The 22,099-nt window shown below is 50.2% G+C and carries 17 protein-coding genes, 1 tRNA gene and 1 pseudogene; 15 read left to right on the top strand and 4 right to left on the bottom strand.

Translation table 11 applies throughout. From position 1 onward, the window contains the following. Nucleotides 1–69: 69 nt before the first annotated feature. The 8 genes from BM114_RS00340 to BM114_RS00305 all read left to right on the top strand — a co-directional run bounded on the left by BM114_RS00340 (nucleotide 70) and on the right by BM114_RS00305 (nucleotide 10,960). Nucleotides 70–3,327: a glycosyl hydrolase gene (locus tag BM114_RS00340; RefSeq protein ID WP_092108905.1), complete on the top strand. Its 3,258-nt coding sequence runs from the start codon at nucleotides 70–72 to the stop codon at nucleotides 3,325–3,327. A gap of 41 nt (nucleotides 3,328–3,368) precedes the next feature. Further along, the gene (locus tag BM114_RS00335; RefSeq protein ID WP_092108901.1) at nucleotides 3,369–3,899 is read left to right on the top strand and encodes an NUDIX hydrolase; all 531 of its coding nucleotides are present in this window, start codon (nucleotides 3,369–3,371) and stop codon (nucleotides 3,897–3,899) included. A gap of 258 nt (nucleotides 3,900–4,157) precedes the next feature. Then, nucleotides 4,158–6,485 (top strand): type I DNA topoisomerase, encoded by a 2,328-nt coding sequence (gene topA, locus BM114_RS00330; RefSeq protein ID WP_092108896.1) that lies wholly within the window; start codon nucleotides 4,158–4,160, stop codon nucleotides 6,483–6,485. Nucleotides 6,486–6,552: 67 nt separating this feature from the next. Further along, nucleotides 6,553–7,080, top strand: coding sequence for a shikimate kinase (locus BM114_RS00325; RefSeq protein ID WP_092109700.1), 528 nt, complete (start codon nucleotides 6,553–6,555; stop codon nucleotides 7,078–7,080). Then, nucleotides 7,077–8,969, top strand: coding sequence for a biosynthetic arginine decarboxylase (gene speA / locus BM114_RS00320; RefSeq protein WP_092108892.1), 1,893 nt, complete (start codon nucleotides 7,077–7,079; stop codon nucleotides 8,967–8,969). Before BM114_RS00325 ends, speA begins: the two co-directional genes overlap by 4 nt. 21 nt (nucleotides 8,970–8,990) lie before the next feature. Then, nucleotides 8,991–9,806: an acetylglutamate kinase gene (gene argB / locus BM114_RS00315; RefSeq protein WP_092109697.1), complete on the top strand. Its 816-nt coding sequence runs from the start codon at nucleotides 8,991–8,993 to the stop codon at nucleotides 9,804–9,806. Nucleotides 9,807–9,966: 160 nt separating this feature from the next. Continuing rightward, nucleotides 9,967–10,479 (top strand): RNA polymerase sigma factor, encoded by a 513-nt coding sequence (locus BM114_RS00310; protein ID WP_092108888.1) that lies wholly within the window; start codon nucleotides 9,967–9,969, stop codon nucleotides 10,477–10,479. Then, a complete protein-coding gene (locus tag BM114_RS00305; RefSeq protein WP_092108885.1) occupies nucleotides 10,469–10,960 on the top strand; it encodes a pyruvate ferredoxin oxidoreductase in 492 nt (163 codons plus the stop codon). The genes BM114_RS00310 and BM114_RS00305 overlap by 11 nt, the downstream gene beginning before the upstream one ends. A gap of 238 nt (nucleotides 10,961–11,198) precedes the next feature. Here BM114_RS00305 and BM114_RS00300 read toward each other — a convergent pair whose 3' ends face one another. Next, complete coding sequence (locus BM114_RS00300) at nucleotides 11,199–12,125, bottom strand: hydrogen peroxide-inducible genes activator (protein WP_092108881.1); 927 nt, start codon at nucleotides 12,123–12,125, stop codon at nucleotides 11,199–11,201. Between the two features lie 288 nt (nucleotides 12,126–12,413). Here BM114_RS00300 and BM114_RS00295 point away from each other — a divergent pair, with 288 nt between their 5' ends. The 3 genes and pseudogenes from BM114_RS00295 (at nucleotide 12,414) to BM114_RS00285 (ending at nucleotide 14,115) form a co-directional block, all read left to right on the top strand. After that, entirely contained in the window at nucleotides 12,414–13,037 is a 624-nt protein-coding gene (locus BM114_RS00295; protein WP_304441996.1) for a superoxide dismutase, read from the top strand. A 19-nt stretch (nucleotides 13,038–13,056) separates the two neighbouring features. After that, nucleotides 13,057–13,155: pseudogene (locus BM114_RS00290) on the top strand (redoxin domain-containing protein); the annotation flags it as partial. Nucleotides 13,156–13,605: 450 nt separating this feature from the next. Beyond that, nucleotides 13,606–14,115 (top strand): Dps family protein, encoded by a 510-nt coding sequence (locus tag BM114_RS00285; RefSeq protein ID WP_092109692.1) that lies wholly within the window; start codon nucleotides 13,606–13,608, stop codon nucleotides 14,113–14,115. Nucleotides 14,116–14,203: 88 nt separating this feature from the next. Here the strand turns inward: BM114_RS00285 and BM114_RS00280 are convergent, their stop codons facing one another. From BM114_RS00280 to BM114_RS00270, 3 genes are read right to left on the bottom strand one after another with little or no spacing between them, the layout of a single operon-like run. Then, entirely contained in the window at nucleotides 14,204–15,049 is an 846-nt protein-coding gene (locus tag BM114_RS00280; RefSeq protein WP_092108875.1) for a CPBP family intramembrane glutamic endopeptidase, read from the bottom strand. Next, on the bottom strand, nucleotides 15,042–15,965 hold the full coding sequence (locus BM114_RS00275; protein ID WP_092108871.1) for a bifunctional riboflavin kinase/FAD synthetase: 924 nt from the start codon (nucleotides 15,963–15,965) through the stop codon (nucleotides 15,042–15,044). Before BM114_RS00275 ends, BM114_RS00280 begins: the two co-directional genes overlap by 8 nt. Continuing rightward, nucleotides 15,962–18,526: a calcium-translocating P-type ATPase, PMCA-type gene (locus BM114_RS00270; protein ID WP_092108868.1), complete on the bottom strand. Its 2,565-nt coding sequence runs from the start codon at nucleotides 18,524–18,526 to the stop codon at nucleotides 15,962–15,964. The genes BM114_RS00275 and BM114_RS00270 overlap by 4 nt, the downstream gene beginning before the upstream one ends. 132 nt (nucleotides 18,527–18,658) lie before the next feature. Here BM114_RS00270 and BM114_RS00265 point away from each other — a divergent pair, with 132 nt between their 5' ends. The 4 genes from BM114_RS00265 to BM114_RS00250 all read left to right on the top strand — a co-directional run bounded on the left by BM114_RS00265 (nucleotide 18,659) and on the right by BM114_RS00250 (nucleotide 22,092). After that, complete coding sequence (locus tag BM114_RS00265; protein ID WP_092108865.1) at nucleotides 18,659–19,735, top strand: putative glycoside hydrolase; 1,077 nt, start codon at nucleotides 18,659–18,661, stop codon at nucleotides 19,733–19,735. A 160-nt stretch (nucleotides 19,736–19,895) separates the two neighbouring features. Beyond that, nucleotides 19,896–19,969, top strand: a tRNA-Ile gene (locus BM114_RS00260). Between the two features lie 519 nt (nucleotides 19,970–20,488). Then, entirely contained in the window at nucleotides 20,489–21,043 is a 555-nt protein-coding gene (locus BM114_RS00255) for an RNA polymerase sigma-70 factor (RefSeq protein ID WP_255406387.1), read from the top strand. A 56-nt stretch (nucleotides 21,044–21,099) separates the two neighbouring features. Further along, on the top strand, nucleotides 21,100–22,092 hold the full coding sequence (locus BM114_RS00250) for a FecR family protein (RefSeq protein WP_092108862.1): 993 nt from the start codon (nucleotides 21,100–21,102) through the stop codon (nucleotides 22,090–22,092). The last annotated feature ends 7 nt before the right edge of the window (nucleotides 22,093–22,099 follow it).

The raw sequence follows: 22,099 nt of genomic DNA, 5'->3' as shown, positions 1-22,099 counted from the left end.
GGAATCGCGATTAATAGCAGATTTTTTAGTATCTTTGTCCATTGAAAGCGATAAACTTAATAACATACGATGAAACATTTCAGAATTTTTACTTTGGCACTTTGTGTCTTTTGGGCTTTAGGCATGCAGGCTCAGGACAATGCGTTGAAGGCCGGCTTTGTGAATCCCCCGCAGGAGGCGCGGCCTCAGGTGTGGTGGCATTGGATGAACGGAAACATCTCAAAAGACGGCATCCGCAAGGATCTCTTGTGGATGCAGCGGGTGGGAATCGGAGGCGTGCATATCTTCGATGCCGGGCTGAAGACTCCGCGGGTGGTTCCGAAGCGTATCACTTTTATGACACCGGAATGGAAAGACTGCTTCAAGTATGCCGTCGACCTGGCCGACTCGTTAGGGCTGGCCACCACGGTAACCAGTGCTCCGGGCTGGAGCAATACCGGCGGGCCGTGGGTGAAGCCGGAGGATGCCATGAAGAAGCTGGTATGGAGGGAGACGGATGTCCAAGGCGGTTCCACCTTGAAGATACAGCTGCCGGAACCTTTCAGGGTGAGCGGCCCCTTCCAGAATGTCCCTTCTGGCGACGATGCCCATGGGCAGACTTACTATCAAGATATTAATGTGCTCGCCGTACCCCTTTCTCCGGGCGATTTAAGCATGCAGCAAATGGGAGCGAGGATTACCTCGAGCGACGGCAACTTCACCCTACGGCAGTTGACGGACGAAGATGTCGTGAAGGCATCCAGGCTTCCGGGCGATACCGCGAAGGGCTATAAATGGATTCAGGTGGAGTTTGACAAGCCTTACACCATCAAGGCTCTGAGCGTGGCTGACGGGCGCACCTGGCGCGTATGGACGACCAACGAGCCTGCCGCGACGAAGTTCCTGCAGGCCAGCGACGACGGCAAGACCTTCCGCGACATCTGCAAGATACCCATTAGCGGAGCCATGCTCCAGACGGTGAATATCCCCTCGACGACGGCAAGATACTTCCGTGTATGCTTCGAGAATCAGAAACGGCCGATTGCGGTAAGCGAACTGCGCCTTTACACCGTCAACAAGGTGAACCGCGCGGCCGATAAGGCCGGTTTCGGGACGCCCTCGAATATAGCGAAAGGCCCTACCGTGAGCAGCGACAAGGAACCCCAGCTGGCAGAAGTGGTCGACCTGACCGACAAGATAGACGCCAACGGACAGCTTGTATGGAAGGCACCCAAGGGTAAATGGCGCATCTACCGCTTCGGCTACTCCCTCACCGGGAAGCAGAACCATCCCGCCTCACCGGAGGCGACAGGGCTTGAAGTGGACAAACTGGATGCCGATGCCGTGGGCCGTTATCTCGAACATCTCGTGGACATCTACCAGGATGCCTCGGGAAACAGAATGGGCAAAGACGGTATCGAGCACATGATGTTCGACAGCTATGAGGCTGGAATCTGCACATGGACCCCGAAAATAAAGGAAGAATTCAAGCGTCGGCGCGGCTATGAGCTGACTCCGTGGATGCCTGCGTTGGCAGGACAGATTATGGGAGACGCCGAGCAGACCGACCGCTTCCTTTTCGACTGGCGCAAGACCCTGTGCGAGCTTATTCAGGAAAACCAGTACGGCAAGGCCAGGGAAATACTTCACCGGCGTGGAATAAAGACCTACATGGAAAGCCATGAGTCCTCGCGTCCCTTCCTCGCAGACGGAATGGATGTGAAGAAGAACGCCGATATTCCGATGGGAGCCATGTGGTCGAGTGTCAGGCTGATGGATTTCAAGGACAAGACCGAGAACGGGAAGCAGGCCGATATCCATGAGTCGGCCTCCGTGGCACACCTCTGGGGGCAGAACCTCGTGGCTGCCGAGTCGCTGACGGCGAATGGAAACGACGGTATCGGGTTGGCTTATTCACTCTATCCAAGCATCTTGAAGCGGGTGATAGACCTCGAGTTTGCCAGCGGACTGAACCGGGTGGTCATCCATGAGAGTGCCCATCAGCCCGTGGACGACAAGATTCCGGGACAAGGTCTGGAGGTATACGGTCAATGGTTCCATCGTTTTGAGACATGGGCAGAACAGGCAAAGCCGTGGACCGACTACCTCGCACGCACCAGTTACATGCTCTCGCAGGGGCAGTATGTGGCGGATGTGGCTTGCTACTATGGTGAGGACACCAATGTAACGGCTTGTTTCAATAATGACTTGCCGGCCGTTCCGCCCTCTTACAGCTACGACTATGTGAATACCACGGCACTTGTTGACCTGCTTTCGTATGACGGGCATGACTTTGTGGCTCCCTCGGGCATGAAATACAGGTTGCTCATGCTCGACAAGAATACAACGAGGATGACCGTCCAGGCTCTTAGGAAACTCGATGAAATGGTAAGAAAAGGAGCGCCTGTCTGCGGGGAACGACCTACCGTATGCCCCTCTTTGAGTGATTCGAAGGAAGAATGGAAACGCCTTGTGGACGATATTTGGAACACGGGGCGCAAGAATATCTATACGGGTATGTCGGTCGGCGATGTGCTCAAGGCAATCGGGGTGGCTCCCGACTTTGAGGCCGAAGACATGGACAGCCTGCGCTTTGTGCACCGTACGACTCCTGATGCCGAGATATATTGGATAAACAATCGCTCTTTCCACGGTTGCAAGATGAACGCAACCTTCAATGTGCGCGGCTTGAAACCGATGGTGTGGCGCCCGGAGACGGGTGAGACCGAAGAAGTGAACTACCGTATTACCGATGAAAACTCTATAGTAGAACTGAATCTGACGCCGGGCGATGCCGTGTTCGTGGTATTCCAGGGAGAGGTGGACCATCATGCCATTCAGAAACTGCCGGAGACGACTCTCTCGCACCTGAAAACCATTGACGGCCCTTGGACCGTTCTGTTCCAGAAAAACCTCGGTGCGCCGGAGATGATTACCACCGATAGCCTGAAGTCTTATACGGAATCAAGCGATGCCGGAATCAAGTATTTCGGAGGAACGGCCGTGTATACCAATCATTTCAAGCTTTCGAAGAAAGAACTTAAGCAAGGCCGGATTCTCCTGGATTTGGGCACGGTGTATTATCTTGCCGGGGTGAAGGTGAATGGAAAGAACTTCGGGTGGCAGTGGAAACCGCCTTATTCCGTAGATATCACCGATGCCTTGAAGAAAGGTGATAACCAAGTGGAGATTGCGGTAACGAGCTTGTGGCGAAACCGCATCATCGGCGATCAGCAGCCTGACTGTAAACGCCGCTATACCTATACCTCGTTTAAGTTCTACGATGCCAAGAGTCCGCTGATTCCTGCCGGTTTGGTGGGCCCGATGAAGCTACAGTTGAGGAAATAGACAGGGGCAGTTCACGCCATCGCATGGAAGTCTTTTAGAAGATGAAAATATTAGAAAAGTTCAAGTTTTGCCCGGTCTGCGGGAGTAGTAGCTTTTCCCCGAATTCGGGGAAAAGCCTGCTTTGCGGGAGCTGCGGTTTCGAGTATTTCGTGAATCCGAGTGCCGCCAATGCCGCGTTCATCGTGAACGAACGAGACGAAGTGCTTGTTGTGCTTCGAAAGAAAGAGCCGGCGCGGGGAACCTATGACCTTCCCGGTGGATTCGCCGACGAGAATGAGACTGCTGAGGAGGGAGTGAAGCGAGAGGTTATGGAGGAAACCGGGCTTTTGGTAGGAGAGGCGGAGTATCTCTTCAGTTGCCCGAACAAGTACTCCTATGGCGGTATTGATATTCCTACTCTCGACCAGTTCTACCTTTGCAGGGTGGATGATTTCTCACCGCTCAAAGCTTCCGACGACGCGGCGGAAATCCTCTGGGTATCCACCAAGGATATTCGCCCCGAGCTGTTTGGCCTGCATTCCATACGCAACGGACTCCGGCAATTCCTGGAAAGATATAGGAGTGGATTGTAGAAACAGATGGGAAACGAGTAAAAGGATGGCTTCCTATGCACCGTTAACGGCAAACAGGAATGCAGGGAAGCCACCTTTTTGGTTTTCTGAAATTAAAGTTCCCAGGAGGTAGAGGAAATAGAAAAAATGTAATTTGCCGTATTCCGGGATGGAAATCCTATCTGTTTTCCTTAAAAAAACAAAAATTTTCCATATATAATAAGGTATAAACTAAAAGTTTGCTTACATTTGCGCTCCAAATATAAGTTATTCGCGACCATGCAAGAAAATTTAGTTATAGTAGAGAGCCCTGCCAAGGCAAAGACCATAGAGAAATTCCTTGGTAAGGACTTTAAGGTAATGTCAAGTTTCGGACATATCAGAGACCTGAAGAAAAGAGAGTTGAGCATAGACGAAAAGACGATGGAGCCTCACTACGAGATTCCCGAGGAGAAGAGGAAACTCGTGAGCGAACTGAAGAAGAATGTGAAGGCTGCCAAGAAAGTTTGGCTCGCTTCCGATGAAGACCGTGAGGGAGAGGCCATCTCGTGGCATCTGTGCGAGGTGCTCGGATTGGACGAAGACAAGACCAGCCGTATTGTTTTCCATGAAATAACGAAGCCTGCCATTGTGGAGGCTATTGGGCATCCCCGTCGTTTGGATATGAATCTAGTGAATGCGCAGCAAGCTCGCAGGGTGCTCGATCGCATTGTTGGCTTCAAGCTATCACCTGTGTTGTGGCGCAAGGTCAAGCCGGCACTGTCCGCCGGTCGCGTGCAGAGTGTGGCCGTTCGTCTGATTGTGGAGCGTGAGCGTGAGATTCAGGGCTTCAAGAGCGAGCCTTACTATCGCATCAATGCCATCTTCGGGCTTGAGAATCCTGATGGGTCCAAGTCAGAAGTGAAAGCTGAACTCGACCGCCGTTTCAGCACCCACGAAGAGGCCTTGGCCTTTCTTGATAGGTGCAAGAGTGCCGACTTCACCGTCGGCAATATCGTAAAGAAACCACTGAAGCGTATGCCGGCTCCTCCTTTCACGACCTCCACTTTACAACAGGAGGCCGCCCGCAAGCTCGGATTTACCGTTACCCAGACCATGATGGTGGCTCAGCACCTCTACGAGAACGGTTTGATTACCTATATGCGTACTGATAGCGTGAATCTTTCCAAGCTCGCTATCGGGACAAGCAAGGAAGAAATCAGCAGACTCTTCGGAACAGAGTACAGCCGCCCTCGTAACTTCCAGACCCACTCAAAGGGTGCCCAGGAAGCTCATGAGGCCATTCGGCCGACCTTTATGGCTAATACGGCCATTGAGGGAAATGCCCAGGAACGCCGGCTATACGACCTTATCTGGAAGCGTACCGCTGCCTCGCAGATGGCTGAGGCAGAAATTGAGAAGACTACGATAACCATCGATATCGACGGGGAAGAAGAGAAGTTCATGGCTAATGGTGAGGTTATCACTTTCGACGGCTTCCTCAAGGTGTATCGTGAGTCTACCGATGATGAGGAAAATGACTCTGAAGAATCACTCAATATATTGCCGGATTTAAAGGCTGGTGATGTTCTGGAACGGCGTGAAATCACTTCCACCGAGCGGTTCTCGATGGCTCCACAGCGTTATACAGAAGCTTCGCTCGTCAAGAAACTCGAGGAACTTGGTATCGGGCGTCCTTCTACCTACGCCCCGACAATTTCTACGATTCAGCAGCGTGAATATGTGCAGAAGGGAAATAAGAAAGGCGAGGAGCATCTCTATATCGTAGATACCCTTAAGGGCATCAAGGTAAGCACCAAGAATAAAAAGGAAACCATCGGTAAGGAGACTGGCAAACTGATTCCTACTGATATAGGTATCGTGGTCAACGACTTCCTCATGCAGAACTTCCCGGAAATCATGGATTATAACTTCACGGCCAAGGTGGAAGCGCAATTTGATAAGATTGCCGAAGGGAAAGAGGAATGGAGCAAAATGATGAAGGCTTTTGACAAAGGTTTTGAACCTTCCGTAAAGGAGGTGATGGAATCCCGTTCTGAGCATAAGACAGGAGAACGCGAGCTCGGCATAGACCCCAAGAGCGGCAAACCGGTATTCGTGAAGATTGGTCGATTTGGGCCTGTTGCGCAAATAGGTTCTGCCGATGACAAGGAGAAACCGCGCTTCTCACAGCTGCCTGCCGACAAGAGCATCGAGACTATCACGCTCGACGAGGCACTCGTGCTTTTCCAGTTGCCGCGTGAGATAGGTAAATATGAGGGCAAGACCGTTACGATTGGTGCCGGTCGTTTTGGCCCCTATATTCTTCACAACAAGAGATATGTGTCAATTCCGAAAGACCAAGACCCGCTTATCATCACGCTTGAAGATGCAGTCAAGCTCATAGAGGCAAGGGATGAGCAGGAAAGGCAGCGCCATATCAAGAGTTTCGAGGAAGATTCGAATATGGAGGTGTTGAACGGACGGTTCGGCCCCTACATCGCTTATGCCGGTAAGAACTACCGCATGCCTAAGGCCCTGCATGAAAAAGCGGCAGAGCTTACTTACGAGGAATGTAAGGAAATCGTGGAGAAAGCTCCGGAACCTAAGGCACACAAGAAAAGATAAAATCACGAAAGAGCTTTGGAACCCTTTGGAAAGTCATTCCGGCAGGGCTCTCCTGCTCCTGTTGCTCATGATACGCATCATTCTCATTGGATATATGGGTGCCGGAAAGACAACTCTCGGGAAGGCACTTTCGAAGGAGATTAAGGTTCCCTTCTATGATCTCGATTGGTATATCGAGACGCGCATGCACCGTACGGTGAAGCAAATCTTTGATGAGCGTGGCGAGGAAGGTTTCCGGAAGATAGAGCGCAATATGCTCCATGAAGTCGCAGAGTTTGAAAATGTCATCCTCAGCTGTGGCGGTGGGACTCCGTGCTTCTTTGATAATGTCGACTATATGAACGAAAAAGGACAGACGGTATATCTCAAAGCCTGTCCAGAAGTACTTTATCAACATTTGAAAATGGGAAAGTCGGTGCGGCCTTTACTCCTTGATAAGACTCCCCAGGAGACGAAAGACTATATACGAGAACAACTCGTGCGGCGAGAACAATATTACTCCAAGGCGCGCTATACGCTGGATGTGAGCCTGATGGATAACTTTGATAAAATTAGTATTACGGTAACCAAACTTAGAGAACTGTTGAATATATGAAGAAATGGACAATCGATGATGCGAAAGAGCTATATAATATCTCTGGATGGGGCACCTCGTATTTTGGTATTAACGAGAAAGGTGATGTCTATGTAACACCTTCCAAGGATGGAGTTCAGATAGATCTTAAGGAGGTAATGGATGAACTCACCCTTCGTGATGTTACTCCTCCAGTCCTGTTGCGTTTTCCCGACATTCTCGATAACCGTATAGAAAAGAATTCCAGTTGTTTTGAGAAAGCTGCGAAGGAATATGGCTACAAGGGCGAGAGTTTCATCATCTATCCGGTTAAAGTGAATCAGATGCAGCCCGTGGTAGAGGAAATGATCACCCATGGGCGCAAATTCAATCTCGGTTTGGAGGCAGGCTCCAAGCCGGAACTTCATGCGGTAATTGCCGTGCAATGCCAGAGCGATTCACTCATTATATGTAACGGATATAAGGATCAGAGCTACATAGAGCTTGCACTTCTTGCCCAGAAGATGGGGAAACGCATCTTTATCGTCGTTGAGAAGCTCAATGAGATAGATATTATTGCCAAGGCAGCCAAGAAGTTGAATGTGATGCCAAATCTTGGAATCCGTATCAAGCTTGCGTCAAGCGGTTCCGGCAAGTGGGCCGAAAGCGGAGGTGATGCGTCTAAGTTCGGGCTGACGAGTTCGGAACTCCTCAAGGCTCTTCAGATATTGGACGAAAAGGGCATGCACGACTGCCTGCGTCTTATCCATTTTCACATAGGTAGCCAGATTACCAAGATTCGCCGTATACAGACGGCCTTGCGTGAAGCAGCTCAGTTTTATATCAATCTTCACAAGATGGGTTATAATGTGGACTTTGTGGATTGTGGAGGCGGACTTGGCGTAGACTATGACGGAACCCGCTCTTCTTCCAGTGAGAGTTCCGTGAACTATTCCATCCAGGAGTATATTAATGATTGTATTTACACTTTTGTCGATGCGGCCAATAAGAATGGCATTCAGCATCCTAATATCATTACCGAAAGCGGGCGCTCTCTGGCCGCCCACCACTCTGTGCTCGTCATCGATGTTCTGGAAACTGCGAGCCTTCCGGAAATGCCCGAGGAGTTTGAAGCCAAGGAAACCGATCACCAGCTGGTGAAAGACCTTTATGAAATCTGGGATAATCTGAGCCCACGCTCTATGCTTGAGGACTGGCACGATGCGGAGCAGATTCGCGATGAGGCACTTGAACTTTTTGCCCACGGCATCGTAGATTTGAAGACACGCGCAGAAATCGAGAGCATGTACTGGAGCGTGTGTCATGAGATAAACTGCCTTGCAAAGTCGCTCAAACATGTTCCGGAAGAGCTTCGTGGTCTGGACAAGTTGCTTGCCGACAAGTATTTCTGCAACTTCTCGCTTTTCCAAAGCCTGCCTGACGCATGGGCTATCGACCAGATTTTTCCCATCATGCCGCTCCAACGACTCGATGAAAGACCCACGCGTAATGCGACAATTCAGGACATCACCTGTGATTCAGACGGCAAGATAGCTAATTTCGTTACGAACGGGCACATCACCCATGTGTTGCCGCTGCACCGCCTTTTGAAGAACGAGCCTTATTATCTGGGCGTGTTCCTCGTAGGTGCTTATCAGGAAATCTTAGGAGACATGCACAATTTGTTTGGCGACACTACGGCTGCGCACATCAGCGTCAAGGACGGAGCATATCATATCGACCAGATTTTTGATGGGGAGACCGTAGAGGAAGTGCTTGACTATGTACAGTATAATCCGAAGAGACTGGTTCGTCAGCTGGAGGTCTGGGTAACCAAAAGTGTGAAGCAGGGCAAGATTTCATTGGAAGAAGGCAAGGAATTCCTTAGCAACTATCGCAGCGGACTGTACGGATACACTTATCTGGAATAATTAAGTATGGATGGAGTGCCAATGGACAATACCAATAGTCGGGAGTCTCTAAAAGAAGTGCATAGGGAAGTTCTTACCGTCGTTAAGGTGGGAGGTGCCGTAGTAGAGGACGAACAGTGCTTGAAGCTCTTGCTTGATAACTTTGCAGCCATTCCGGGACGGAAAGTATTGGTGCACGGAGGGGGTCGCAGGGCGACAAAGATAGCCGCAGCCCTTGGCATTGAGAGCAAGATGGTGAACGGCCGCCGTATCACGGATGCTGCTATGCTTGAGATTGTAACTATGGTATATGGCGGACTCGTCAACAAAAATATGGTGGCCGGCCTTCAGGCGAGGGGGATTAACGCTCTCGGGCTTACGGGAGCCGACATGGATGTCATCCGTGCTCACAAGCGTCCTGTTAAGGATGGCGTTGACTTTGGCCTCGTGGGAGATGTCGACCAGGTGGATGGAGAAAGCCTGAGCCGACTTGTTGAAATGGGAGTTACGCCAGTCATGGCACCATTAACGCACGATGGCAAGGGACAGCTCCTCAACACGAATGCGGATACCATTGCCGCAGAAACGGCAAAGGCACTCGCTACCTACTTTGATGTAACGCTTATATTTACATTCGAAGAAAACGGGGTGCTTCGTAATCCGGATGATGCCGACAGCGTGATTCCCATTATCACGCATGCTGATTTCTACAAGTATATGGCCGAGGGTATTATTGCCGGTGGCATGATTCCCAAGATTGAGAATGCTCTTGCCGCTATAGATGCAGGTGTGAGCCGCGTTATAATTACCAAAGCCGAAACGATGAACGGTGAGCAAGGAACCATCATTAAAAGATAAAGGAGAGGCTTCGTTTACCGGGCATCTCGAAAGATAGAATTAAACGGAGAAAGCGAAAGGCAAGGCGCCTCGAACAAAAACCAGTCTGGAAAAGAGTGTTAAATTTTAGTTTTCCTGTAACTTTCGCCCATCTTAGTCGTCAATTCAAACAGAGAGGCAGATGAAAAAAATCAGTTTCCGTAACGATGTGTTGCCGCTGAAGAATGCTCTTTATCGGTTAGCTCTCCGCATAACTCTCAATACTGCAGAGGCTGAGGACATCGTACAGGACACGCTGATTAAGGTCTGGGACAGGCGCGACGGCTGGGATGATATAGATTCCATAGAAGCGTTCAGCATGACAATATGCAGAAACCTTGCCCTCGACCGCATCAAGAAGGCTGAGAACCAGAATGGATCACTCGATGCCGTTCCGTTTGAAACGCCGGATGCCGCATATAATCCTTATGAGCAGATGATCCAGAAAGACAGGGTCGAACTGGTGAGAAAGCTCGTAGACTCACTTCCGGAGAAGCAGCGCTCCTGCATGCAGTTGCGAGATTTCGAAGGAAAGCCTTACAGGGAGATTGCCGAAATCCTTGGCATTACTGAAGAACAAGTAAAAGTCAACATCTTCAGGGCAAGGCAGGCGATAAAGACCAAATTTAAAGAATTTGATAATTATGGACTATAAATACATTCAACAATTACTCGAGCGCTACTGGATGTGCGAGACTACTCTTGAAGAAGAGGAGATACTTCGTGCATTCTTCTCGCAAAAGGATGTTCCTGCCGGGCTCCTGCGCTATAAAGACCTGTTCACTTACGAACAGATCGAGGTGAGGAATGATGTATTATCCGATGACTTTGATGAGCGTGTGCTCAAGATGATAGAGGAGCCTGCTCCTGTCAAGGCGCGCGTTATCACCATGCCACAGCGGCTTATGCCGCTCTTCAAGGCTGCGGCCGTGGTGGCCATCGTGCTTACGCTTGGCAATGCCATGCATATATCAATGACCAACGATCAGGCTAATAAGATCGGTGCCACGGGTGATAGTTATCAAGTCATTAAGCACGGCACATCGGTTGCAATGGGCGACAGCGCAACGATGGATACACTCAAGCAGAGTCGCATCGAGCCTGTGCAAGTGCAGGAGCAGTCCTTATTGAAGTAGACAATTTCTATGCTTTCTCTATAATGTTTAGTAAAACAAGCAAACGAGGCTGTGAAGCTTCAAATTCTCTCAAATTTTTCATAACATACTAACGAAGAAGAGGGGTCGGAGTTCCGGCCCCTCGTTTATTTTGTAGCTGTCAGCCAGAATATGGAATAAGCAAAACAGAAAATGTGTCAGCCGCCTTGGGTTGCCGGGATAGCCAGCGTTTATGGGGAATAACCCTGATATTTCCGGGTCATACCTGCTGCTGCGCCTGCCCCAGTCTGAGCATGGAAGCGGGCACGGCTTTCTTGATTTCCTCCACAAGCAGCTGGCGCAAGGTCTTCCGGATGAAGTTCTTGTTCGTCATCATGACAATCCTTCGCGTGGGCACGGGGATAGCGAAAGGCCTCACGAGCCGGGTCTGCTCTTCGTTGAGCTGCAACAAGGCGAGTTCCGGAATGAAGGTTACTCCCTTGCCGCTCTCCACGATGCGCATGAAAGTTTCTATGCTTCCAAGGCTGTAGGCCTTCTTGCTGCGACTGGCGGCCTTGAGCTGACAGAACTTCACGAGTTGGTCGCGGAAACAGTGTCCCTCGTCCAAAAGCCACAGGTACTCCCCCGTCAGGTCGATGGTGCGTATCACTTTATTATTGTACAAGGGGTCGTCTTTCGCCACATAGGCAAAGAACTGCTCATAGAAGAGCGGTTCGCAGTAGAAGTCGTCCAGCCCGTCGGTCATGGCGAGGATTCCTGCGTCGATGTCTCCATGGCGCAGAGCCTTCTTTATGTCTTCGGTCTGCATTTCGCTGATCCGTATGTCCATGTCGGGGTGTTGCCGCATGAGCTGCGGGAAGAAGCGAGGAATGAGATAAGGGGCAATGGTGGGCAGGATGCCGATGTTGAAGGTTCCCAGCAGCGAAAGCCTGTCTTCCTCCACGATTTCCCTTATCTTGCGTGCTCTCACGAGCACCTTCCAGGCTTGCTCTATGATGCTCTGTCCGATTGGCGTGGGTCTTATGGGCTGCGTCTTGCGGTCGAATATCTTCACTCCCAGTTCTTCCTCCAGTTTCTGTATCATGGAGCTGAGGGTGGGCTGGGTAACATTGCATTGCTCTGCCGCTTTGGCAAAGTGCTTGTGCCGATATACGGCAATGATGTATTCTAATTGTTGCAGCGTCATGGGAATGTATCCTTTTCGGGCAAAGTTACTTCTTTTTTTCTGGAAAATAATCATCTTTCTCCATCTTTTTGCCAAAATTCATCTTCGGGAAGAATGCCCGTGTGCAGGAGTCTTTACCGTCCCTAATAGTTTTTCTCTATGTGCTGATAGAAATTTTCTCTTTGCATGCGGCTTCTTTCTCCTTATCTTTGTAAACATCAAACAACATTATAATAATTTCTAAAGAACATCACGATTATGAGTACAATTCTTCTGGGGAGTCTTTTCTCCCTAATTTTGCAAACGAATATGATGATGAGTAATAACCTTTCAAAAAACGAGAAGATTATGAATATACCAATGCCGGTGCTCCCTTATGCGCCCAATGCGCTGGAGCCAGTTATTAGTGAACAGACCATCAGCTTCCATTATGGCAAGCATCTGCAGGGTTATGTGAATACCATCAATAAGCTCGTAGAGGGCACGGAGTTTGCGGGCAAGAGTCTCGAAGACTTGGTGCGGACGGTTCCCGAAGGGCCTATGTACAACAATGCAGGACAGGCTCTCAACCATAAGTTCTACTTCCTGCAGTTCCGCTCGCCACGCAAGGACAATGTGCCCACGGGCAGGATTGCGGCTGCCATCAATTCCGACTTCGGCAGTTTCGAGGCCTTCAAGAAGCAGTTTGCCCAGGCGGCCACCTCGCTCTTCGGCTCCGGCTGGGCCTGGCTGTCGCAGGACGAGAGCGGCAAACTCGTCATTACCAAGGAGGCCAACGGTGGAAATCCGCTGCGCAGCGGGCTGAACCCGCTGATGGGAATCGATGTGTGGGAGCATGCCTATTACCTCGACTACCAGAATCGGAGGGCGGACCATGTGGAGGCCGTGTGGGAAATCATCGACTGGAAGGTCGTGGAGAGCAGACTGAAATAACTCAATAAAAAAGCAAAGGTTCTTCCTCTATCCGGCCGACTTTACTTTTGTCTGCCCTGCGGAGCTGGAAGACCTTGCCGATTATTGTGGGCAACCCAAGTCAATGGGCGTGGAGGTGATATTCTTTGACACAAATTGACCGACAGAAGATTTCATGGAGCAGGCAGGGGAAATGCAAAAGATTTCCTTTTGCGAGGCTTAAAGAATGCCTATTGCAGGCCGACAGCAAGCCTGTTTCCGTCTGCATGCATCTCCATTCATTACTTCCGATGGTTGTTTCAGCCGTTGAAACAAGATGTTTCTGTTGTTGAAACAAAGTGTTTCAACCATTGAAACTGTTGCTAATGACGGCTAATCCTTCTGGCGGAGACCCTTCCCGTTCAACTTTCTGACAATCATCTTGCATGGTGCATAGTGTTGAAAATCAGCAGGTTTATATACCTTGATAGAAAAAGTGAATGTCGCCATAGATTTTATCAGTTGCACATTTCCGATAAGCAAGCTATCTTTGCATCAGAGAAAAGAAAATAAGAACATAAACATAAAACGAAAAGAAAGGAAAGGAAAAATGAGAACATTAGATTTTTTAGGTTTAGATGAGAACAAGGTTAAGAATGTTGTAGGCGGTTTGTCGCAGTTGCTGGCCGACTTCCAGGTGTATTATACCAATCTGCGCGGCTTCCATTGGAATGTGCGGGGCAAGAGTTTCTTCGTCATGCATGCGAAATATGAGGAGCTTTACAACGATGCGGCAGAGAAGATAGACGAGCTGGCAGAGCGCATCCTGCAGCTGGGCGCGACGCCCGAGAGCCGCTTCAGCGAGTATCTGAAGGTGGCAGAAATCAAGGAACTGGCTTCCGTAGAGCGCGGTCGTGAGGCCCGCGAGGCCCTGCTCGGATGGCTCAAGGCGCTTATTGCCAAGGAGCGCGAGGTGCTGAGTCTGGCTTCCGAGGCCGGCGACGAGGTTACGGTTTCGCTCATGAGCGACTATCTCAAGGGACAGGAGAAGATGCTCTGGATGCTCGTGGCTTACGGCACCCGCCGCGACAAGAGTGGTTGCCAGTGCGAGGAGAAGTAGGCAGCCTTGCCGCGACAGCTTACATCCCATGAATTGACCGGCCTGCGGATTCTTCCGCAGGCCGGTTTCTTTTGGCAGCCGCAGTCCCTTATCTCTTCAGTTTACTGCAGAGCTGTAGCAGTGAGGGGATGAAGATGCAGAGCGAGAAAAACAACCCTCCTGCCATCAGACGGTCGTCGCCGTGGAAGAGGTCTATAAGCTTTCCGTCGGCCATCTGCGGCATCATCTTGATCATGAGAAAGGCAACGGTGTTGTTCATCCAGTGGAATACGATGCCGGGCAGGATGCTGTTGGTGCGGTAATACATCCAGCCGAGCAGCAGGCCGACGAGGAAGGCGTGGAAACCCGCAAGCAGATGGCCGTGTGCGATGCCGAAGATGAGGGCGCTGAAGACAATCGGCCACCAGTGCATCTTCTTACTGAAGCTCTTCTGCAGGGAGCGCAGGATGGCTCCGCGGAACACCATTTCCTCGCAGACGGGTGCCAGGATTCCCACGATGAGATAGCCGAAGGGAGTCTTCATCAGCGTGATGAGATTCTCAAACTGCGACTCATCGACACGGAACATGGGGAAGTTCAGCTCCAGTTTCTCGATCATCCACTCCGAGGGCAGTATGGTTCCGAGGGCGAGGAAGACGACCCAGAAGAGCACGCTCCAAGGTCGCGTGCGGATATATTCCCGTGAGAACGGAGCCCACTTGCGCCATAGGAAGACGCTGATGGTGAGTATGGCACCCAATGCCGACGAGAGCACGAGCACCGAGGTGTTCCGCTGCTCACTCACGGCGGCTGTCCCTCTCCAGGCATATTCCAGCGGTACGCCCGTGGCAATGTTGGCGACGAAACCGACGATACACATCGTTGCTGCCTGTATGAATATGAAAACGATGAGATAGAGAATGGCGTCTGTCCACGCCTTGGTGGTATTACTCATTGTCGGAAAGTTTTTCGAATCGTTGTTCTATCTGTTGTTTGTCGTGTTCGAGCTGTGCCTTAAGCGCATTGGGGGTGTCGAACTTTTGTTCTTCGCGTATGCGCTGCACGAAGCTTATCTGCAGAATCTGGCCGTAGATATCCTCCCCGAAGTCGAAGATATGGGTTTCTAAGGTGGTCTCGGTGCCGCCGAAGGTGGGGCGGGTGCCTATGTTCGTCATGCCTCTGTGCCATGCCGGGCTTTCGTTCAGGCGTGCCCTTACGGCGTAGACGCCGGGTGCCGGAACGAGCAGAGTATGATTCGTGAGACTAAGATTGGCCGTGGGGAAGCCCAGCTTGCGGCCTTCCCGATGGCCGCCAACCACCTTGCCTGTGAGGGTGTAGGGATAACCCAGAAAGCGATTGCCCTTCTCGATGTCTCCCCGGCTTATCATGCGACGGATGGCCGACGAACTCACCTGCTCGCCGTCAATGGTAAAGGCCTCGTTGTGAATGACATCGATGCCGAGTTCCTGTCCGTAGCGCACATAGTCGTCGAAGCCCTCGCTGCGGTTATGGCCGAACCGGTTGTCGTAGCCAATGACGAGTTTGCGTACATGGAGCCTGTCTCGCAGAATCTGCTTCATGAATTCCCGTGCGGTGAGTTGCGACATCTCCTTGTCGAAATGAAGGACCTCGAGGCGGTCGATTCCCGTTTCCAAGAGGAGTGCCTGCTTGGATTCAGGCGTGCAGAGCAGGTCGGGCTGGAAATCACTTTGCAGCACCCGGCGAGGGTGCTCGTCGAAAGTGATGACCATGGAAGCCATTCCCGCTCTCCCGGCCTCGGCCCTGACATGGTCTATCAGGAACCTGTGTCCGCGATGAACGCCGTCGAAGAAGCCTATCGTGGCCACGCATGGCTGTGCAGGGACATTCATCGGGAGGCCTCCTCTCTTCTTCTTTTGGGGCTAAGGAGCCGGTATAGCTCGCCGATCCACAGGATTGCGGAAGTGGCCGCGATGATGATGAGCCACTCCTCAAGGGAGAGCGGCACGGTGCGGAACATCTTGCCTCCGAAGGTTACGATGAGCCACTGTCCGGCAAGGATGAGCAGCATGACGAATAGCATGCCGCGGTCGCCCGGCAGATTGTGGAATGCCGAATGGCGGCTTCCCAAGGTCTTGGCGTTGAAGAGGTTCCAGAACTGCAGCATCACGAAGGTGGTGAAGAAGAGGGTAAGCTCGTGGATATCGACTGTGCCGCTGCCATTGCGCTCACACCACATCAGGAAAAGCAGCAGGACGGCAAAGAAACCGAGCCCTACAAAGACGATGCCCCAAGCCATGGACTTCGTGATGATGAAGTCGCCCTGCTTGCGGGGCTTCTCCTTCATCACCTCCCGAGAGGGTGGCAAAGATGCCAGCGCCATGGCGGCGAAGGTGTCCATAATGAGGTTTACCCACAGTATCTGCGTAACCGTAAGCGGCAACTCGGTGCCGATGACAGAGCCTCCCAGGACGAGGAGCAGAGCCGTGAGATTCACCACCAGCTGGAAGAAGAGGAACCGCTGGATATTCTTATAGAGTGAGCGCCCCCACATCACGGCATTGGCTATCGACGCAAAGGAGTCGTCGAGCAGGGTCATGTCAGAGGCCTCCTTGGCCACGCTGGTGCCTGAACCTAACGAGAGGCCCACATGGGCATAGTGGAGGGCAGGGGCGTCGTTGGTTCCGTCGCCCGTAACCGCCACGATCTCGCCCCGCTTCTGGAGCATCTCCACCAGGCGTTGCTTGTCGGTGGGGCGTGCCCGCGACATTATCTTTATATAACGGGAGCGGTCGAGTGCTTCCTCGTCGGAGAGGTTTTCCCATTCCACCCCCGTGATATATGCCTTTCCGGAGTCGGCCTCTGGATTCACAATACCTATCTGGTACCCTATCTCGGCAGCCGTGGCGGCGGTGTCGCCCGTTACAATCTTGATTTCTATTCCTGCATTCTGACAGTTCTTCACGGCCTTCGGGACATCCTCGCGCACGGGGTCGTTGATAGCGGCTATGGCCTGCAGCTTTCCATCGATGCTGAAGGCCAGCGTCCTCATAGCGGCCTTTTGGAAGGCTTCTAACCGTTGGAAGGCTTGCTTTTTGTCGTTATCAGCCGTGCTGTTTGCTGCTAAAAGAATCTCGGGAGCTCCCTTGGTGAAGGTAACCTCCTTCCCGTCGAGCATGATGGTGGTGCTCATATACTTCTTTTCCGTCGAGAAGGGTTCCTGGCGGAAGACGGGATTTTCCTCCCGGAGTTTCCTATAGTCGAAGCCTTGCTGCCGCAACCAGAGCAACAGGGCGGCTTCCGTGGGGTTGCCTATGCCGTCGTCGCCGTCAAGCTCTGCCGTTGAGTTCGCGGCAATGGCGAGTGCCAGAAGAGAGGTGTCGCCGTATTCCACGACTTCTGCCACCCTCATCTTGTTCTGTGTGAGCGTCCCCGTCTTGTCGGTGCAGATTACGGTTACGGCTCCCATGGTCTCGCAGGCATGGAGCTTGCGCACCAGATTGTTGGACTTGAGCATGCGGCGCATGTTGAGCGCGAGGGCAAGGGTTACGGCCATGGGCAGCCCTTCGGGTACTGCCATGACAATCAGGGTTACGGCCATCATGAAGTATCCGAGCACTTCTTTTGCCATGAGCATATAGTCATCGCCGTGCCATAGAATGGTGTTGGTGAGAATGTCGTGTACGAGAAAGATGACGAAGGCTGCCACCGCCACGCCCGAGCCAATCTTGGAGATGAGCGATGCGAGCTTGTCCAGCTGCATATTCAGCGGGGTCTTGGTGTGGATGGTCTCCGTAGATTTGATGGCCACTTTGCCTATCTCTGTCCTGTCGCCTACGGCTGTAACCCTGAGCACGCCCCTTCCGCCCATGACCATGGTGGAACGGAGCGCCATATTGGCCGGATAAGTGGTTTCTTGGGTTGTTGACTGCGGTGTGGCGAACTTGTCGACAATAGGCTCACCCGTGAGCGATGACTCATCAATCTGGAGGTTCACGGATTCCAGAAGAAGTCCGTCGGCCGGCACTTCGTCGCCCGTTTCTATCAGGACGATGTCGCCCACTACCACATCCTTCCTCGGAATTTCCATCACCTTGCCCTCCCGTCTCACCTTCACAGACTGTTCCTCACCCATAGCGGCGAGCATGTCGAACTTTCTGGAGGCATCGCGCTCAAAGTAGAAGGCAATGGTAGTGGCCAGGAAAATAGCAATGAGAATGCCGATAACCTCTATGAAATCGTTCTCGATAAAAGCGAGGACGAGCGAGATGGCGGCTGCCACGAGTAGTATCTGGATGATGGGGTCGCGGTATTTGTCGAGATAGAGTTTCCATAGCGACGCATGGCGGGGCGGCGTGAGCAGATTCCTGCCGTATGTTCTGCGGCTCTCATCCGCCTCTTGCCAGCTGAGTCCGGTCTGTGGGTCGGCCTCGAAAATCTGTTTTTCTTCCATGTAAGCTGTGCTGATTGATTATTGCAAAGTTACTCAAAATCGCATGAAATGTCCGGTATTCAATATTATTTAACTTAAAAGCCCTTTGTGGTTCTGTGGTTTTGGTGTATATTTGCAGAAAACCTAATAGTTATGATGAAGAAATTCTTGGCCTTGGTGGCATTGCTTACGGTTGTTCATACGGCTGCGGCCAAAGTGCCTGTCTATGTATGGCAAGAGTGGAAACCGTCAAAGACGCTGAAGGAAAACTTCCGTGAATGGAAGCGCCATGGCGTGGTAGGCGTGTGCGTGAATGCAGGTATGGACAAGGGAAAGATTGCCGAGGCAGCCAAGATCGCCAGGAAGCAAGGTTTGGAATATCATGCCTGGATTCCGACGATGGTGCAGGGCGGTCTGGATTCCGCTTGGTATACGGTGAACCGTCTGGGACAGTCGGCCTATGACCATCCTGCCTATGTACCGTATTATAAGACGCTCGATCCCCGCAATCCAAATGTCCGCAGATATCTCATAGACAAGTTTTCGGAAATAGCTCGGATTCCCGAGGTAGACTATATACAGCTCGACTATATACGCTATGCCGATGTGATTCTCTCTAAAGGCCTATGGGATAAGTATGGACTTGTCATGAACGGAGAATATGCCGCGGCAGACTATTGCTACTGCGACGACTGCGTGGAGGCTTTTAAGGAAAAAACGGGCATCAATATTCGCAAGGTTACCGATCCTTCAAAAATCAAAGAATGGGCACAGTTTCGCTGTGATGCCATTACAGACTTGGTAAATGCCATCGTCGAAGCCGTTCACAAGGAGGGTAAAAAGGTAAGTGCAGATGTTTTTCCGGGTCCCTACAGTCATGCCGTATGGATGGTTCGTCAGGAATGGAACAAGTGGAACCTCGACGCGGTATTTCCCATGAACTATAATGATTTTTACATGGAGCCTGCATCATGGGTCGGAAAGGTTACGGAAGAAGAAGTAAAAGCCGTGGCCAATCGCCGGACTCCGATATATAGTGGGTTATTTATCTGCCACGATTGGCGGAACAAAGCCAGCGTCGTAGACCCGGAAAACTCGGGCTTGCTGCCGTCGGAGATATCCGAGGCGGTTTCCGGAGCGATGAAAGCTGGTGCCAAGGGCGTTTGTCTGTTCACTCCGTTCAGTATGACCGAAGAGCATTGGAAAGCCTTTGATGCAGCTATTAAATAAGACAGTTCTTTGCCCAGTGTTCCCATTATTTTGGAAAATGGAGGTCTTCGATGAAGCTATATTATCGGGCAATACCTACTTTTTTTACGAAAAAATTTGGGAATTCGCCCCAAAGGTTGTATCTTTGCATCCTGAAAGTGAGCACCCTGCGTGCACGCGAGGACTTGTAGCTCAGTTGGTTAGAGCAACAGACTCATAATCTGGAGGTCCCAGGTTCAAGCCCTGGCTGGTCCACTACTGAAAATCAAGGAGTTACAGCAATGCAACTCCTTTTTATTTGTTCTTCTGTGAAATTCAGGTGAAATTCAAAACGAGAAACATTAGGTAAATGGTTTCGTGAAATTTTATAATATTACATTAGATAGGACTATGATAGAATTTAGTAAAGCAGTTTTGTCATGCATGATATTATCCCTGTTCCATTCCATTCAACGACTATCGTCTATTTATTGGAAAATTCGATTCTTTCTTAAATTCTATACCTTCTATCCGCACTATCTCAAAATATTTTTTATATTGGGATACGCGAGTTAGGAATCAGAAAGTATTTGTAAAAGTTGCTAATCTCGTTATTTATTTATATCTTTATACTTGAAAACAAGCAAGTTATAAATGTTGTTCGTAGTATTGCACTTGCAGGTTGACTCTTTAACTGCTAGTACAATTATTACTGAACGGATTTTTTCCTACAGGAAGCTAAGGGTGTTTTTGCTTTTTTGCGACATTAATAATAAAGAAAGACTATTGAATCTAATGTTAATCAGTGCTGAGAAACTTAAACTGCTGATCCACGAGATGTCTTTCAATGCCTCCGAGGATGCATTGAAAGAGATTTATATAGCCTATTATTCCAAACTCTTTGATTTGGCATATTACTATGTGAGGTCGCGGCAACTGGCTGAAGAAATCGTTCAGAATTCATTCATGAGTCTGTGGGAACGGAGGAAGGGATTGCAGGAAGTACATAACTTCGATTCATATGTTTATGGGATGGTAAGGAATATCTCGGTCAGCGCACTACGGAGGCAGCCTCGCCATGAAGGGTCTGATATAGAGAGTATGAGCTCTGGTACTCTGAAAACGACCGATACGCCAGAATCTCTCTACCTCTCGATGGAACTGATGGACAGATTATATGCGGCCATTAATCAGCTTCCTGAGCGATGTCGGTTGGTTTTCAAGTTGGTAAGAGAAGAGAACCTGAAGTATAAAGAGGTGGCTGCTATGCTGAATATATCAATCAAGACAGTTGAGGCACACATGGCATTGGCAATAAAGAAAATGAGGGAAGCTATTGAAGCGGAATAATTTTCCAGGGATACACTAAGGGTAAAACGGGAAAACGACGACTAATAAATAAAAGCATGAAGGAAACCATGGACTACAAAAATATTAACGCTATAATAGCAAAGGTATTGTCGCATGAGGCTACACTAGATGAGATAATTATCTTTGGAAAGTGGGTCAACGAAAGTCCTAATCATAAACGAGATATAGAAGTTCTTTCTGAGTTTTGGGATGTGGCATCAGATGCGGAGGCTCTGTCGACAGAGATATCATTCGATCGGAACAAGGATATGATCTTCGGGAGAAAGAATGACGACAATTACAAGGATAAAACCGGCTACGGGAGTCGCAAGAGACTTGTCTTCCTTTCGATAGCGGCGTCGGTATTGATAATTCTTTCGTTAGGAATTTATACATTGATAAACGGGTTAAACCCTTCACAAAACTTTGTGTTGTTGACACAGGACAATATCGCTCGCTATGTGTTGCCAGATAGCTCGGTAGTGGTATTGAACAAGAACAGCCGACTGACTTATTCCGACCGCTTTGTGGCGAATAACCGCAAGGTGAAGCTGGAAGGCGAAGCTTATTTTGACATACGGAAACATAATAAGAAGAGGTTTGTTGTCGAAGTAGGTAACTCTGAGGTTGAAGTCTGGGGGACAAAATTCAATGTCAATGCCTGTAATGCAACTGAAAGTATTACGACAACCCTCATAGAGGGAATAGTGCTTTTCAAAGGTGGTGGCCAAGAACGGTTAATGCAGCCAGACCAGCAATTGACCTATTATCCTAAACAAGGATTCATTAAAAATGCGAAAGTGGATGCCTGTTTGAGCGTAGAATGGAAAGACCATGTGTCTCGCTATACTTCTATCCCACTATCTGAACTTATTCTTCGCATAGAAGAACATTATAATGTGGAGATTGTGCTTGCCGATAAGTATAAAGATATGCGCGTATCAGGAGCACTTTCCAATAACCAAAGTTTGCATCAGACCCTGAATGTGATTCAGAGTAGTGTGGGATTCCAATGGAAAAAAGCGAAGGGAAAAATCATAATCTATTAATAATTGA

The organism is Prevotella sp. KH2C16, assembly GCF_900113305.1.
Taxonomy (GTDB): Bacteria; Bacteroidota; Bacteroidia; order Bacteroidales; family Bacteroidaceae; genus Prevotella.
Note: the sequence above shows the minus strand (reverse complement) of the source record. Positions and strands in the feature narration are given on the sequence as shown.

Coding starts and splice junctions, on each gene's coding strand:
- BM114_RS00340 (WP_092108905.1), top strand. CDS start 70: ATGAAACATTTCAGAATTTTTACTTTGGCACTTTGTGTCTTTTGGGCT.
- BM114_RS00335 (WP_092108901.1), top strand. CDS start 3,369: ATGAAAATATTAGAAAAGTTCAAGTTTTGCCCGGTCTGCGGGAGTAGT.
- topA (WP_092108896.1), top strand. CDS start 4,158: ATGCAAGAAAATTTAGTTATAGTAGAGAGCCCTGCCAAGGCAAAGACC.
- BM114_RS00325 (WP_092109700.1), top strand. CDS start 6,553: ATGATACGCATCATTCTCATTGGATATATGGGTGCCGGAAAGACAACT.
- speA (WP_092108892.1), top strand. CDS start 7,077: ATGAAGAAATGGACAATCGATGATGCGAAAGAGCTATATAATATCTCT.
- argB (WP_092109697.1), top strand. CDS start 8,991: ATGGACAATACCAATAGTCGGGAGTCTCTAAAAGAAGTGCATAGGGAA.
- BM114_RS00310 (WP_092108888.1), top strand. CDS start 9,967: ATGAAAAAAATCAGTTTCCGTAACGATGTGTTGCCGCTGAAGAATGCT.
- BM114_RS00305 (WP_092108885.1), top strand. CDS start 10,469: ATGGACTATAAATACATTCAACAATTACTCGAGCGCTACTGGATGTGC.
- BM114_RS00300 (WP_092108881.1), bottom strand. CDS start 12,125: ATGACGCTGCAACAATTAGAATACATCATTGCCGTATATCGGCACAAG.
- BM114_RS00295 (WP_304441996.1), top strand. CDS start 12,414: ATGATGATGAGTAATAACCTTTCAAAAAACGAGAAGATTATGAATATA.
- BM114_RS00285 (WP_092109692.1), top strand. CDS start 13,606: ATGAGAACATTAGATTTTTTAGGTTTAGATGAGAACAAGGTTAAGAAT.
- BM114_RS00280 (WP_092108875.1), bottom strand. CDS start 15,049: ATGAGTAATACCACCAAGGCGTGGACAGACGCCATTCTCTATCTCATC.
- BM114_RS00275 (WP_092108871.1), bottom strand. CDS start 15,965: ATGAATGTCCCTGCACAGCCATGCGTGGCCACGATAGGCTTCTTCGAC.
- BM114_RS00270 (WP_092108868.1), bottom strand. CDS start 18,526: ATGGAAGAAAAACAGATTTTCGAGGCCGACCCACAGACCGGACTCAGC.
- BM114_RS00265 (WP_092108865.1), top strand. CDS start 18,659: ATGATGAAGAAATTCTTGGCCTTGGTGGCATTGCTTACGGTTGTTCAT.
- BM114_RS00255 (WP_255406387.1), top strand. CDS start 20,489: ATGTTAATCAGTGCTGAGAAACTTAAACTGCTGATCCACGAGATGTCT.
- BM114_RS00250 (WP_092108862.1), top strand. CDS start 21,100: ATGAAGGAAACCATGGACTACAAAAATATTAACGCTATAATAGCAAAG.